This is a genomic window from Collinsella tanakaei YIT 12063 (assembly GCF_000225705.1).
Classification (GTDB): domain Bacteria; phylum Actinomycetota; class Coriobacteriia; order Coriobacteriales; family Coriobacteriaceae; genus Collinsella; species Collinsella tanakaei.
On the sequence record NZ_JH126472.1, the window covers coordinates 1 to 14,517 of the forward strand.

15 protein-coding genes and 1 rRNA gene are annotated in these 14,517 nt (G+C 58.9%); 1 reads left to right on the plus strand and 15 read right to left on the minus strand.

The window, feature by feature from the left end; genetic code table 11:
• From HMPREF9452_RS08630 to HMPREF9452_RS08645, 4 genes are all read right to left on the minus strand, one after another.
• Positions 1–106: ribosomal RNA gene (locus HMPREF9452_RS08630) — 16S ribosomal RNA — on the minus strand; the annotation flags it as partial.
• Positions 107–562: 456 nt separating this feature from the next.
• Complete coding sequence (locus tag HMPREF9452_RS08635) at positions 563–1,957, minus strand: phosphohexomutase domain-containing protein (RefSeq protein ID WP_009141757.1); 1,395 nt, start codon at positions 1,955–1,957, stop codon at positions 563–565.
• Positions 1,958–2,103: 146 nt separating this feature from the next.
• Positions 2,104–3,066, minus strand: a complete 963-nt coding sequence (locus HMPREF9452_RS08640) for a homocysteine S-methyltransferase family protein (RefSeq protein ID WP_009141758.1) — start codon at positions 3,064–3,066, stop codon at positions 2,104–2,106.
• 6 nt (positions 3,067–3,072) lie between these two features.
• Entirely contained in the window at positions 3,073–3,498 is a 426-nt protein-coding gene (locus HMPREF9452_RS08645; protein ID WP_040362851.1) for a metal-dependent transcriptional regulator, read from the minus strand.
• Positions 3,499–3,635: 137 nt separating this feature from the next.
• Here HMPREF9452_RS08645 and pepT point away from each other — a divergent pair, with 137 nt between their 5' ends.
• Complete coding sequence (gene pepT, locus HMPREF9452_RS08650; protein ID WP_009141760.1) at positions 3,636–4,883, plus strand: peptidase T; 1,248 nt, start codon at positions 3,636–3,638, stop codon at positions 4,881–4,883.
• Between the two features lie 139 nt (positions 4,884–5,022).
• Here pepT and HMPREF9452_RS08655 read toward each other — a convergent pair whose 3' ends face one another.
• The 11 genes from HMPREF9452_RS08655 to HMPREF9452_RS08705 all read right to left on the minus strand — a co-directional run bounded on the left by HMPREF9452_RS08655 (position 5,023) and on the right by HMPREF9452_RS08705 (position 14,514).
• The gene (locus HMPREF9452_RS08655) at positions 5,023–6,177 is read right to left on the minus strand and encodes an LCP family protein (protein ID WP_009141761.1); all 1,155 of its coding nucleotides are present in this window, start codon (positions 6,175–6,177) and stop codon (positions 5,023–5,025) included.
• Positions 6,178–6,191: 14 nt separating this feature from the next.
• Complete coding sequence (gene murA, locus HMPREF9452_RS08660; RefSeq protein WP_009141762.1) at positions 6,192–7,475, minus strand: UDP-N-acetylglucosamine 1-carboxyvinyltransferase; 1,284 nt, start codon at positions 7,473–7,475, stop codon at positions 6,192–6,194.
• Positions 7,476–7,577: 102 nt separating this feature from the next.
• Entirely contained in the window at positions 7,578–7,976 is a 399-nt protein-coding gene (atpC, locus tag HMPREF9452_RS08665; protein ID WP_009141763.1) for an ATP synthase F1 subunit epsilon, read from the minus strand.
• 2 nt (positions 7,977–7,978) lie between these two features.
• Positions 7,979–9,412, minus strand: coding sequence for a F0F1 ATP synthase subunit beta (gene atpD, locus HMPREF9452_RS08670; protein ID WP_009141764.1), 1,434 nt, complete (start codon positions 9,410–9,412; stop codon positions 7,979–7,981).
• Positions 9,412–10,323: an ATP synthase F1 subunit gamma gene (gene atpG, locus HMPREF9452_RS08675; RefSeq protein ID WP_009141765.1), complete on the minus strand. Its 912-nt coding sequence runs from the start codon at positions 10,321–10,323 to the stop codon at positions 9,412–9,414. The genes atpD and atpG overlap by 1 nt, the downstream gene beginning before the upstream one ends.
• Positions 10,324–10,328: 5 nt before the next feature.
• Positions 10,329–11,939: a F0F1 ATP synthase subunit alpha gene (atpA, locus tag HMPREF9452_RS08680; protein WP_009141766.1), complete on the minus strand. Its 1,611-nt coding sequence runs from the start codon at positions 11,937–11,939 to the stop codon at positions 10,329–10,331.
• A 4-nt stretch (positions 11,940–11,943) separates the two neighbouring features.
• Positions 11,944–12,426, minus strand: coding sequence for a F0F1 ATP synthase subunit delta (locus HMPREF9452_RS08685; protein WP_009141767.1), 483 nt, complete (start codon positions 12,424–12,426; stop codon positions 11,944–11,946).
• On the minus strand, positions 12,416–13,021 hold the full coding sequence (gene atpF, locus HMPREF9452_RS08690) for a F0F1 ATP synthase subunit B (protein WP_009141768.1): 606 nt from the start codon (positions 13,019–13,021) through the stop codon (positions 12,416–12,418). The genes HMPREF9452_RS08685 and atpF overlap by 11 nt, the downstream gene beginning before the upstream one ends.
• 48 nt (positions 13,022–13,069) lie before the next feature.
• Positions 13,070–13,264 (minus strand): ATP synthase F0 subunit C, encoded by a 195-nt coding sequence (locus HMPREF9452_RS08695; protein ID WP_009141769.1) that lies wholly within the window; start codon positions 13,262–13,264, stop codon positions 13,070–13,072.
• A 96-nt stretch (positions 13,265–13,360) separates the two neighbouring features.
• Positions 13,361–14,161 carry a F0F1 ATP synthase subunit A gene (atpB, locus tag HMPREF9452_RS08700; RefSeq protein ID WP_009141770.1) on the minus strand — a complete coding sequence of 267 codons (801 nt, stop codon included), beginning with the start codon at positions 14,159–14,161 and terminating at the stop codon, positions 13,361–13,363.
• 47 nt (positions 14,162–14,208) lie between these two features.
• Positions 14,209–14,514, minus strand: coding sequence for a hypothetical protein (locus HMPREF9452_RS08705; RefSeq protein ID WP_040362854.1), 306 nt, complete (start codon positions 14,512–14,514; stop codon positions 14,209–14,211).
• Positions 14,515–14,517 lie beyond the last annotated feature (3 nt).

A 14,517-nucleotide genomic window follows, 5' to 3' on the forward strand; every position in this document is an offset into this window, starting at 1 on the left:
CAGCCGTTCGCCACTCGCTTCCCTCCGAGGAGGGGTGCCGTTCGACTTGCATGTGTTAGGCGCGCCGCCAGCGTTCATCCTGAGCCAGGATCGAACTCTCCGTCCAAAGTATGTTGGGCGCGGATGAGCCCGTCCGGCCGGCTGTAACGCCGATCGGATCCATTCGAATATAAAAGCCGTTTCCTGCTTGGAAAGGAATCGTAAGGGTTCGCCTTACTCATCTGACTATTCCGTACATCACTGCTCACCATCGAAATGGTTCTTAAGTTCTGTCTCCCGGCGATCGACCATGCTGAAGGCACGGCCTCTCGCCTCGCAGTATCCGGTTCTCAAGGTACGCGCCGCCGGTCGCTTCGGCGCCGCGCGGCAAGGAGATATATTGCCATACCCGGGGCGCCGCGGGGGCGTCTTTCCCGTCCTCCACGGTTCCTCCATATTTCATGCCGCCAGGCGATTGAATCGAACCGCTCGCCCAACTTGTTTCTTCCTTTATTACATCCATACAGCGAGCCACTAATATTTCTCTTTTGCCCTAGCGGCTTCACTGCTCTACGAGCGCGCGCTAGGCGTTCCCCTTGGCCATATCCGCTCCCGCATCCAGAAGCTCATCTCTTATTTCCACTGACGGCGCCTCGGCATACACACGCACGACCGATTCGCTTGCGCTGGGTCGCAAGAGCAGCCATGATTCGTCCTGAAATTCAAAACGCAGACCGTCCATATGACTCACCGCTACGGGCTTTCGTCCGCCTACGAGCTCCGGATTTAATCCGGGCATTATCGTTCTCAGCATTTCCACCTGTTCGACCCGTACCCGAACGTCCCTCCGGCCGTACCACAGTCTGCCGAAGTTCATTTCCAGCTCATTGACCAGCTCGCCAAGCTTCTTCCCCGTAGTTGCCATCAGCTCACAGAGAAGCACATTGACAAGCAGGCCGTCGCGTTCGGCCACGTGAGACGGTATCGCGAACCCGCCCGACCCTTCTCCACCCAGCAAAACGCCTCCCTTTCGCATCTCCTCATATATATAGGTGAAGCCGATGGGGCGCACGGTTACCTTGCACCCAAGCGATTGAGCGACGCGGCGCGCCAACACTGACGTTGCCTGGTTCACCACAACCCGCCCGGTCATTCCACGATTGATTACGAGATGCCCAAGCACAAGCGCCATGATCTTTTGGGGGCTTACGTAATTGCCGTACTCATCTACCGCGCCAACACGCGCGGCATCTCCGTCATTTATCAATCCCGCATGTGCGGCGCATTCGACAACCGCCTGCTCGCAGTCATCCACCCAAGGCTCGATTGGCTCCGGCCTTACATCGCGCCAACCTTCATCGTCCGCACCATGAATCTCCTCGACCTCTACACCAAGGGCGCCCAGCAGCTGTGGCATATACGTTCGAGCCGCTCCGTACATGGGGTCGTACACCACCCTAAGGCGAGCGCGGGCAATGGCATCGCCGTCGACCAGCGTGCTGAGATAGTCAAAGTAGGGAGTCACGAAGTCTTTGATCGCATAGTGCTCGCGCACGCCATAGACCTCGGGCTCGATAAGATGCTCTATTTCCTCGATAAAGTCCGGGCAACCGGTGCCTCCGTCTGCGTTGCACAGTTTCACGCCCAGGTAGTCATAGGGGTAATGCGAGCCCGTAACCGCAAAGCCACCGCACACGCGTGAGTTGCGCGACACGGCCCAGGTTAACGCCGGCGTGGGCGCCACTCGATCAGACAAAACGGCGGCGACGCCATGGGCGGCAAGCGTCCTGGCCGCCGCCTTCGCGCATTCCTCCGCACCAGGGCGCGCGTCATAGCACACGTACACCATGGCACCGGGATTTCTTCTGTTCCAATACTCTCCGGCTGCATCAGCGATGCGCACGACGTTTTCCTCTGTGAAGTCTCCGTCCGTGCGAGCCCTCCAGCCGTCGGCTTCAAAATGTATGATTGCGCTCATTGCGTAACAGCATCCTTACGTTTAGGCATGGCCTATAAAGGTTACCCGTGCTGGCGCATGCCAACACGGGTGCAAAACAATCACAGAGTTGTCAATTTCCCATCGATGTCCCGCGCGCCGGGTCTCGCGCACGGGCGACACGACGGTTAGCCGTGCAAGGCGCCCGAGATGGCGCAGGTGGCGATCGGCGTAAAACCGCAGCATGTTCCCACCAGCCTGGCACCGTCGGCCACCCATTGGACAGACGCCCTGGCTACTCCCTCGACATCCTCATCCCAATGCGGGCAACCGTCTTGGTCCACAGTTGGAGCGCCCGCGTTGGGCCTAACCATTACGGGAAGATCGACCGCGCGAACCATGCGGGGCACCGCCTGGGTGGCAGCGCATACGGAACAGCAGTTCACGCCAACCGCTTGGGCGCCCAGATCGCGCGCGGCTTCGCACGCTTGCTCAATTGCCGCGCCGTCCCCAAGGAGATGGCACGCATCATCGATAGCGAAGCTAGCCAGCACGGGCATGCCGTGGGCTGCCTCGACCGCACCTGTCACGGCGGGTTCAAGGTCGTGCAGCGAGCAGAAGGTCTCCAACAGCACGCCGGCGACGCCGGATTCGAGCAAGATGGTCGCCTGGTTGCGATAGGCCTCGCGCGCAAGCTTGTGCACGGCCGACTCGGCCTCCTTATCCGCTTTGGTTCCCTCTTCGCCCTCCTCCTTATCCGCATCTTCCCACGCTATGCCGCACGGTCCCACGGAACCCAGCACCAACTTGGCGGGCACCCCCGTGATACGCGAGCACGTAAGAGCACAGTCCGCCCCCGCCCTGTTGACAGAACGATAATCCTGCAAGATGCTGTCGCGCTTAAGGCAGGGCGCACTCGCCTGAAACGTGTTGGTGATAAGGACATCCGCGCCCGCCATTTGGTAGAGCGCGTGCATGCGCGTCAACGCCTGCGGCTCGGCGATGTTCCAAAATGCCGCCGGTACATCCGCTGTGCCCGCCTCATCGGCCAGCAGGCTCCCCGTGGGGCCCTGGGCAACAAGGGGTCCGGCAGCAAGGCGGTCCATCAGCTCTTTTGCCGCGTCCCTGTTGTAATAATCCTGCGCCGCCATGAGCACCTACTCGTCCACGACCACAACGCCTTGAGCCTCAAGATAGGCCAACCAGCGATTCATGGTGTCCTCTGACAGCGCGTGCTCCATCATGCATGCCTCCGAGTCCGCGCGGTCATACTCAACGCCAAGCTCCTGCATAAGAAATGTTCGCAAAAGACGGTGGCGATACCACACCGCCTCGCCAACGCACCTGCCTTCTGGCGTGAGAATCACCTTTCCATAATGCGATTGCTCAACCAGGCCCTGTCCCTTAAGCGCCGTAACGGCCTTATTGACAGAAGCCTTGGAAACATTGAGTTTTTGGGCGATGTCCACGGAGCGAACGCCACCGTGCTCGCCATCTTCCTGCTCGATGCGAACCATACATTCAAGATAATCTTCGTTTGCGACCGTAAGGTGGAGCTCGCGGGAGCTATCCGTTGTATCCATGCGGGATTCCCCTTTCTTCACTCTCACGATTCTACCCTCCCGCACCGGCAACTCAACCCCATGCCGGCCCCACGCGGCTTACAAGCGGGTATCCTAGAAAACGTACGGGCACGTCAGCCAACACAAGGAGGAACCACATGCCTATCGAGCATTCCGATGTTCTCGAGCGCTTTTTGCGCTACGTCCAGATTGACACCACCTCGTCCGAAGAGCACTGCGACCAGGTTCCATCGTCCAAAAAGCAGTTTGACCTGGCAAACGTGCTTTCCAAGGAACTGGAATCATTGGGCGCGGCAAACGTCCGCGTAAGCGAAAACGCGTATGTTACCGCCCGCGTTGCCGCAAGCAAGGGCTGCGAGCACCTGCCCGCCCTTGGCCTGATCGCCCACCTGGACACCACCGAGGTCGCGCCTGGAGCCGGCGTAAAGCCCCACATTGTCACGTATACGGGCGGCGATTTGGTCTGCGGCGAAGTGGACGGACACAAAATTGCGATGACTCCGGCAAAGCTGCCCGCGCTCAATAGCCTTGTAGGCGAGGATCTAGTTTGCACCGACGGCACCACGCTGCTGGGAGCCGACGATAAGGCGGGCGTTGCCGAGATTATGGCCCTTGTCGCCCGAATTGCCCAAAACCCCGAGCTCCCCCATCCCGCACTGGGCATTTGTTTTTGTCCGGACGAGGAGATTGGCCACGGCGCCGAACTGCTGGATATCGAGGACTTTGGCTGCCTATACGCCTATACCGTAGACGGCGGCCCTATCGGCGAGCTGGAATGGGAGTGCTTCAACGCCTGCGAAGCCACAGTTCGATTTGACGGCTATTCCATTCACCCCGGCGACGCCAAGGACCGTATGGTGAACGCCACCAACCTCTTCACGCGTTTCCACAGCATGCTGCCCGAGGCCGAGCGCCCCGAGCACACCGCCGGCTACGAGGGCTTCTACCACATAGAGGGCGTCTCTAGCACAGTGGACCACGCCACCGCGCGCTATATTGTTCGCGACCACAGCGCCGGCAAGTTTGCCCAAAAGATCGACAGGCTGCACCGCATCGCCGACTTTATGAATGCCGATCTGGGCGAGGAACGCGTGCATGTTGAGATTGAGCAGCAGTATCGCAACATGGCGGAGATTGTCGCCGACTACCCGCAGCTCATCGATGCCGCCAAGCAGGCCTTTGAGGCGGCTGGCGTAGAGGCGAACGTCATCCCCATCCGTGGCGGTACCGACGGCGCGCAGCTCTCCTTCCGCGGGCTGCCCTGCCCCAACCTGTCCACCGGCGCCTACTGCTGCCACGGCGTCAACGAGTTCATTCCCGTTAGTTCCCTTGAGCGCATGGTCGATGTGCTTGAGCAGCTGGTCGCCCTGTTTGCCCGCAGCTAGCCCTACGGCCCACATTGCAAGACCTAATACGGCAAATGCCGGGCGCCGCGTCGATTCGACGTGCGGCGCCCGGCCTTTTCATGTTGCATGGGACGATGATGAAGGGGTGTTTACGAAAACGCCCTCGCGATCGAACTGGCTACTCCTCCCCCTCTGCGGAAGAGTCCGTCTCACCGCTTACCGATGCGGTGCCGTTAGACCAATCGGACGCTTCATTGTTGGAAAGGTCACCGACGGTGGCAGAAGCATCGGTGGTCGATCCAATGGTCTGGGGTCCCCTGGGATCCTCGCCAGCGTCCACGCGCTCCATCATCGCTGCAAGCTCGTCTTCAAGCGCGACAACGTAGCTCACGCCAGTAGAGTCGTCCGTGGTAGACGGGATGTTCGCAGACCAAATCTCGTCCGTATTCATGCCGCGCATAGCGTTGGCGAGCGCGACGATATCCTGAATGCTCATATCCGTCTCGACCATGCCGGAAAGCGAGTCGATCAGAGGGAAGATGGTGGCGGCGTCGGTGTTGTTGAGAACCTGTTTGGCAAGAGCCGCAATGAAGATGCGCTGATGACGCATGCGGGTGTAGTCGCCATCGGCAAAAGCGCGCGAACGGCAGAAGGTCAGCGCCTCTTCGCCGTTAAGCTTCTGAAGGCCGGGCTCGATCACCACATTGCCCGCCTTGGGGTCATCGATCTTATCCGGAACGTCTACCTCAACGCCGCCGATTGCATCAACAAGCTGCTGCATGCCCTCGAAACTCACCTCTGCATAGTGGGATATCTCGATGCCGCACAGCTCGTTGACCGCCTTGACAACATCATCGGGGCCGCCAAGCGCGTGCGCGGAGTTGATCTTCGCCGTTTCGCCGTTACTTAGGGTCACGCGGGTGTCTCGGGGAATGGAAATAAGCGTTACCTGCTTGTTCTTGGGGTCGATGCGACTAAGGACGATGGTATCCGACCTGAAGCTCGATTCGCCCGGCCTGCCATCTGTGCCCAGCAGCAGCATGTAGAAGGGATCGCTTGTAACATTGCTATCGACCAACGTTGCAAGCAAGTCGCTTGTGATATTCACTCCATGGAGGTTGCCGGCGATCTTAGAGACCCAAAGGCCAGCTGCGCTCACGCCGCACAGCAGCACCGCGAGCAGCGTGCAGACGATGGTGCGCCGAATGAGCTTTCCACGACGGCGCTGGCGCGCACGCTCCGAGTAACGGCTCACGTTATCGCGGCTATAGATGCGACTGCTCGCCCCCACTGAGGGACGACGGGTCTGTTGAACAGGCTTCTTCTTACCCATAAGGTTTCCTTGCATTAATCGTCGATAGAATCGGGCAGCGTAACGCGCTCAACGCAGGCGCCCAGAGCTGTAAGCTTTTCTACAAATCGCTCGTACCCACGGTAAATATGATGGATAGCGGAGACTTCCGTCACGCCCTCGGCAATAAGGCCCGCGATGACCAAGGCGGCACCGCCGCGAAGATCCGGAGAGACTACCTGCGCGCCGGAGAAGCCGTCCACGCCGTGAATGAGCGCATGATGATCCTCAACGCGGATATTCGCGCCCATGCGAGAAAGCTCGGATGCAAACATGAAGCGATTTTCAAAAATGTTTTCCGTGATGATGGAGGTGCCGTCTGCCAAGGCGGAAAGGACCATAACCTGAGCCTGCATATCCGTGGGAAAGCCGGGGAAGGGCAGCGTCTGGATATCGACCGGCGCAATGCGGTCGGCGCGGTACACCTTCATACCGTTCTCGGTACGTTCCGTGCGTATGCCCATGAGCTCCATCTTGCGAAGCACCATGCCAAGGTGAACGGGATTGAACCCGGTAACCTCAACGCCCTGCTCAGACGCCATGATGGCGCCCGCCACCAAAAATGTTCCAGCCTCGATGCGGTCACCCACAACACGATGTTCAACGGGGTGAAGCTCGTCCACGCCTTCGATAGTCACCACGGGCGTGCCGGCGCCGGTGATCTTAGCGCCCATCTTATTAAGCATATTGGCGAGGTCGACGATTTCGGGCTCGCGGGCGGCATTATCGATAACCGTCTCGCCCTTGGCCTTGACCGCGGCCATGATGAGGTTCTCGGTAGCGCCGACGCTTGCGAACTCAAGGGTTACCGACGTGCCGGTCAAGCCCTTGCTTGCATCCGCGTAGATATAGCCATGATCGGTGTCGAACTCGACGCCAAGGGCCTCAAGACCGAGAATGTGCATATCGATCTTACGGGCACCAAGATTGCAACCGCCCGGCATGGCAATCTTGGCGCGTCCAAAGCGGCCGAGCAACGGGCCCATGACAGCGGTAGAGGCACGCATCTTGGCAACAAGCTCATAAGGAGCTTCCCAGGAGTCAACGCTCGAGGTATCGATGACAAGACTGTGCTCGTCCACCACTTCGATAGTGGCGCCCATACGCTTGAGGACCTTGCCCATCACGTGAACGTCTGAGATGTTCGGGACATTGGTGAGTGTGGTCTTGCCCGGAGCAAGAAGCGTGGCGGCCATAAGCTTTAGAGCGGAGTTCTTTGCGCCAGAGACGCAAACCGACCCCTCGATAGCGTGACCACCTTCAACGCGGATGATATCCAAACGTCTTCCCTTTCAAAAAACATGCCCGGGAACGCGAGCGCCCCCGGGCATGATGCTCATCGCAAATAGGTTTGCAATGCTGATACGTATCGCATTGCGCTCTTATTTGGAAAGCAAGAGCTTACACCATGCGATTTCATTATAGAGATACGAGCGGTGTGCATCATCCTTCGACAAATTACTCAGCTTCTCTTCAAAACCTTGAATATCAGCTTGAACCTTCTCGACGTCGAGCTCGCTCAAATCCTGCGCGCGCTCGGCAAGGATGACCACTTCATCACCCGTAACCTCAGCGTAGCCAACATCCACGGCAAACGTATGGCTGACCTGCCCTATCGCCTCATCACAGATGGTGACAAATCCGGGCTCGATGGTGCAGATTTCGTTTGCGTGGTGCGGCGCGACACCAAGATTGCCATCGGTAGACGGGATGGAGACAAACGCGGCATCCGCGTCGTACGCGCTGTGCTCAGGGCACACAATGCGGATACGCAACGCCATCGCTACGCCCCCATCTTTGCGGCGCGCTCGCGCACGTCATCGATGGTGCCCGCATAGCGGAACGCCTGCTCGGGCAGATCGTCGCACTCGCCGTCGACAATGGCCGCGAAAGAGCGAACGGTGTCGGCAACGCGAATGTACACGCCGGGGTTTCCGGTGAACTGCTCTGCGACGTGGAAGGACTGCGACAGAAACTGCTGCAGCTTACGCGCGCGGTTGACCGTGAGGCGCTGCTCGTCCGAGAGCTCGTCCATACCCAGAATGGCGATGATGTCCTGCAAGTCGGAGTACTCCTGGAGCATCTCCTGAACCTTGACGGCCACGCGGTAGTGCTCCTCGCCCACGACCGCAGGATCCAGAGCGTCCGAAGAGGAGGCCAAAGGATCGATTGCGGGGTACAGGCCGAGCTCCGCGATGGAACGCGAAAGAACGGTGGTTGCATCCAGGTGGGTGAAGGTGGTTGCCGGAGCAGGGTCGGTAAGGTCGTCAGCGGGAACGTAAACAGCCTGAACCGAGGTAATGGAACCGGTCTTGGTCGAGGTGATGCGCTCCTGCAGGTCGCCCATCTCGGTAGCGAGCGTGGGCTGGTAGCCAACGGCAGAGGGCATACGGCCAAGAAGCGCCGAGACCTCAGAGCCCGCCTGCGAGAAGCGGAAGATGTTGTCGATGAACAGCAGGACGTCCTGGCCGCGATCACGGAAGTACTCGGCCTCGGTAAGGCCTGCCAGTCCGACGCGCAGACGCGCTCCGGGCGGCTCGTTCATCTGTCCGTAGACCAAGCAGGTCTTGTTGATGACGCCGGACTCGCTCATCTCGAGGAACAAGTCGGTACCCTCGCGGGTGCGCTCGCCTACGCCGGTGAAGACGGACGTGCCGCCGTGCTCCTGCGCCAGATTGTTGATGAGCTCCTGAATCAGAACGGTCTTGCCAACACCGGCGCCGCCGAACAAACCGGTCTTGCCACCACGAATGTAGGGCTCGAGAAGGTCTACGGCCTTGATGCCGGTCTCGAAGATCTCGGTCTTGGTGGTCAGCTGGTCGAAGCTGGGCGCGGGATGGTGGATAGGATAGTAATCCTCAACCTCGGGCATCTCCTTGCCGTCCACAGGCTGACCCATAACGTTCCAGATGCGACCGAGGGTCTGCTTGCCAACGGGCATCTTCATGGGAGCGCCCGTATCGACCACCTCGAGGCCGCGCTGAAGACCATCGGTGGATGTCATAGCGACCGTGCGGACAACGTCGCCGGGCAGCTGACTTTCAACCTCGAGAATGGTCTTGACGTGGCCCACCGGGGTATCAGCGTCAACGGTAAGGGCGTTGTAGATGTTGGGCACGCCATTTTTGAATTTGACGTCGACAACGGCGCCGATGATGCGGACGATGTGGCCGACACCGGCAGTCGCCGTCGAATCGACAGAAATGGTATCTGCCATTAGTAATCCTCCAATGCTGCGGCTCCACCGATGATCTCGTTGAGCTCGGTGGTGATGGATGCCTGGCGCACGCGATTGTAGGTGCGCTTGAGTTCGCTAATGATAGCGCTGGCATTCTCGGTTGCGGAGTGCATCGCTTTACGGCGAGCGCCCTGCTCGGCAGCAGCAGAATCGATAAGAGCCTGCTGAATAACGGTGAGCACGTACGTAGGGATGAGCTTGCCCAGGACGTGCTCAGCCGAAGGAGCGTAGGTAAAGGGCGACGAGATGCGCTGGGGCGCCTCGTTCTCGTTGTTGCGGGGTCCGCGAGCCGTCTTCAGGACGACGGGGTCCAGAGGCAAGATGCGCTCTTCGCGCAACACTTGCTCGACACGGTTCTTAGCGTGGTGATAGATGATGTCCACGCGTCCAAACTTGCCTTCGGAAAAACCGTCCTCGATGTAGCTCGCAATCGCGCGAGCGCGTTCGATGCTAGGGTTATCGGACTCACCAACGACTTGCATCACGACATCAGGATACTTGGAAAAGTACTCAGACACCTTACGGCCGCAGGTAATGAGTTCGATGCGCTTGGCGCCGTGCCGGCGGAAGTGCTCGATGCGCTTCTCGACCGCACGGTCGATCTGCACGTTGAAGCCGCCCGCCAGGCCTCGATCAGAGCTGATTGCCACGATGAGGGCGCACTCGTACGTCTCGGGATTCGCGAGAAGCGGAGAGACTGTCTCGGCCGCGGTGTCGCCCGCAACCGTGAGCATGACGTCGGTGATGGCGTCACGAAATGCCTCAGAACGCTTCTCGCGATCGAGAGCGCGCTTGATCTTCGCCGTGGCGACCATCTCCATAGTGCGCGTGATCTGCTCGGTAGTAGATACCGAACCGATTCGCTTCTTTATTTCACGGAGGTTGGCCATCGGGCTTAGTTCCCCTCATTCTCCACGGACTCAGTGCCCAAAGCGGCACCTGTTGCTGCCAAGAATTCCGCCTTGTAGTCGGAAATTGCCTGCTCAAGCTTCATGCTCAAAGCATCATCGATCTTGCCCCCGCCGATCTCTGCCAAGACCTTGCCGTAGGCGCCCTCGAGATACTGGATCAGACCGTCGCGGAACGGAACCACGTCGGCGATGTCCAGATCGTCAAGGAACCCCTTGTTGCCGGCGAAGAGCACGGCGACCTGGCTGTTGACGGACATGGGCTTGAAGCGAGGCTGCTTGAGAAGCTCGGTCATGCGAGCGCCGTGCGTAAGCTGGCGCTGCGTAGCGGCATCCAGGTCGGAACCAAACTGAGTAAAACCAGCAAGCTCGCGATACGCAGCAAGGTCGAGTCGAAGGTTACCGGCGACCTGCTTCATAGCCTTGGTCTGGGCGGAACCGCCAACGCGGCTAACGGAGATGCCGACGTCGACAGCGGGACGCTGCCCCTGATGGAACAATTCGCCCTGCAGGTAAATCTGGCCATCCGTAATGGAAATCACGTTGGTGGGGATGTATGCGGAAACGTCGCCATCCTGCGTCTCGATGATAGGCAGGGCGGTCAACGAACCGCCACCGTTCTCCTCGGACAGCTTGCAGGCGCGCTCCAGCAGACGAGAGTGCAGATAGAAGATGTCGCCGGGGTATGCCTCGCGTCCCGGCGGACGACGAAGCGTAAGCGACATCTGACGATACGCAACGGCCTGCTTGGACAGGTCATCGTATACGACCAGCACGTGACCGCCAGGGTTGGTGCGGGACGCAGGGCGTCCGTCCTCACCGTTGTACATAAAGTACTCGCCTATGGCAGCGCCTGCCATAGGAGCAATGTACTGAAGCGGAGCGGAATCAGCAGCGGTAGCGCTTACGATAACCGTGTACTCGAGCGCATTGTGCTGAGCAAGGGTCTCGCGAATATTCGCCACCGTGGATGCCTTCTGACCGATAGCGACGTAAACGCAGATCATGCCTTTGCCGCGCTGGTTGATGATGGCGTCGATCGCGATTGCGGTCTTACCGGTCTTACGGTCGCCAATGATGAGCTCGCGCTGGCCGCGGCCAACGGGGATCATCGCATCTACAGCGAGAAGCCCGGTCTGAACCGGCTCGCACACCGGGGTGCGGTCGATGACACCGGGGGCTTTAAACTCAATGGGACGACGATGGGTCTCGCCAAGGTTGCCCTTGCCGTCGATAGGCTGGCCAAGCGGATTGACAACGCGGCCGAGCATGCCTCGGCCGACGGGGATGTCCATAACGCGGCCAGTAGTACGGCAGGCGTCGCCTTCCTTGATAGAGTCGACGTTGCCGAACAAAACGGCGCCGACCTCATCGCGGTCCAGGTTCTGAGCCAAGCCGTAAACGGTCTCTCCCGTCGCGGAACTGGTGAACTCCAGCAACTCACCAGCCATCGCGCTCTTGAGACCGAAGATGTGAGCGATACCGTCGCCCACCTCGGCTACATGGGATACTTCTTGGGTATCGACGGTAGCCGTCAGGTCAAACAGGCGTTGCCGCAAGACCTCTTCGATGTTCTCGGCACTGATTGCCTCGGACATGTGGCTATACCTCCGAATTCTTTACTGCATGAGTCATGACCTTACGGGCCTGCTCAAGTTGATGACGCACGGATGCGTCGCGACGACGGCCGTTCACCGAAAGGATCAGGCCGCCGATGATAGACGGGTCGACGCGCTCGATAAGAAACACGTTGCAGCCCAGATCGAGCTCGCACTTTTGGGTAACCAGCGCACGAAGCTCGTTATCAAGCGGAACAGCGGTCGTGACGGTGACGCCAACGGTCTGCTGATCGCCATCTGCCATCTCGCTATAGAGGTCGAGGACCTCGGACAGCTTATCCAGGTCGCCGTGAGCGGCCATCTGGGACAGAACCGACAGGACCTCGGGACTCGCCTCTGCTTCCGCTTTGAGCGGAGCGAGATTCTCGTACACGCGGTTCTCGGTCTTTGCGGCTTCGAGCAGCGTGCGTGCGTAGGTTTCAAGCTTGCGCTTTTCCAGGCGCTCGCTGATCTGCTTATCGGCCATTGAGGGTGCCTACTTCCAAGAGATACTTCTTGATGAGCTCGCGCTGCTTCTCCTCGTCGTTTGCGAGGGTTTCGCCAACAATCTTGCCGGCAACGGCGACAGACATCTTCGCGATGGTGTCGGTAGCGCTGGCATAAGCGCGCTTCATCTCGTCATCGGCACGATCATGTGCCTTAGAGATGATCTCCTCAGCCTCGCCGTGGGCGGCCGCGACGATGCGGGCGCGCTCCTTCTCGGCATCGGAACGAGCATCCAGAACGATCTCAGAAGCCTTGCGACGCGCGTCGGCGATGATTGCATCCGCCTGATCGCGAATCTCGGCAGCCTCTGCCTTGGTAGCGTCAGCCTCCTCGATACTATCCTCGATCTTGTGCTCGCGTGCATCGAGCACAGAGATAACCTTTGGCCAAACGAACTTGGCAAGCAGGAACCAGATGATGAGGAAGATAACGAGCGCGGGAACGAACTCCGCCATCTTGGGGATAAGGATATCCGCACCGCCCGACTCCGTACCCTCGGCGAATGCCAGGGCGGGCACGCTCGACACCGAGGCGGTGACCCCGAGTGCTATCCTCACGCGTGTAACGTTCTTCATGACTCCCCCTCGGGATCTGAAGTCCGGCGTTCTATTTGGAACACCCGACTATTTAACAACCAATGCAACAACAAAGCCGATCAGGGCCAGGGCCTCAGCAAAGGCGGCGCCCATGATGAAGACAGTGAAGACGCGGTCCTGAACCTCAGGCTGACGTGCCATGGCGAGCGCGACGCCATGAGCGGCCAGGCCGATAGCAAGACCTGCACCGATAACACCAAGACCGTAACCGATAACTCCCACAATTCCTCCTTGAGTTCATGCGCCATCTTTGACGCACTTTGAACACGATACCTATATCAAACGCACTCTATATATATGCGTCTGGTATCCAAAACCTTAATGGCCCTCCGCCTCGGCGCCCTGAATGTAGACCGCGGTGAGGACGGTGAACACGTACGCCTGGATAACGCCGACGAAAATCTCGATTGCATAGATGACAAAGAGAATCGCCGCAAACGCAAGCGACGGAATGGCGCCAAGCAGATTCGCCGCGGTAAGCTGCTGGATGAGCGGCTCCGCGAACAGCGACACCATGAGGGCGAAAGAACCCAGAACGATGTGGCCCGCGAACATGTTGCAGAACAGACGAACTGCAAGCGTAATGGGACGAAGCAGGGTGGAGATGAGCTCGATTAACCAAATGAGGATGTTGAGCGGGAACATAACCCCCTTGGGGGCGAGGCTCTTAATATAGCCCCATACTCCGTGGTTCTTCATACCGATGCAGACAAAGTAAATGAAGACAACGAGGGCGAGCGCCGCAGTGGTAGAAATGGTGCCCGTACCCGGCTTCATTCCAGGAATGATGCCGATGATGTTGTTCACAAGAATGAACAAGAACAGCGTACCCAGGAACGGCATGTGGCGACGCCAGGACTCTTTGCCCAAAATGCCGATTCCCACGTCGTTCTCGAGATACTCGATCACGTACTCGATCGCGTTCGCAAAGCGACCGTGGGGAACCACCGATACGCGGCGTGCAAACGCGAACATGATGACCAGCAGCACGATCGAAGACACGATGAGCCAGAAAGAATACTGGGTGACTCCGTGCATCAGATCGCCAACCACGGGGATCGAGCTAAAGCTCGATACGAGGTGATTGATCTCTCCCGGCAGCTTATCGAACGCTTCCAAGGTTTCACCTTCCTTTTGTTCGCTCGCACACATGTGCGGGCTCGCAACTACTTTCGCCTGCCGCCCGTCATGCAATACACGGCGAAGAGCGTCCAGCAGACAAAGAAGCCCACAAGTTCCCCCACTAAACACGCTAGAACACGTTTTTGCGAAAACAAGTAGACCACTATAACGCCCGAATGTAGCAAAGCAAGCGAAATCATGATTGAAACAAACCCCTTGGCGAGGCTTGCCTTGCGCTTATGCCGCAACACCGGCAGCAGCACAGCCATCAGGATTCCAAATGCCAAGACACCTATCGCGACTCCAGAAATCGCAAACGGAATATTGCCCAAGTTGTCTTGACCAAACACCGT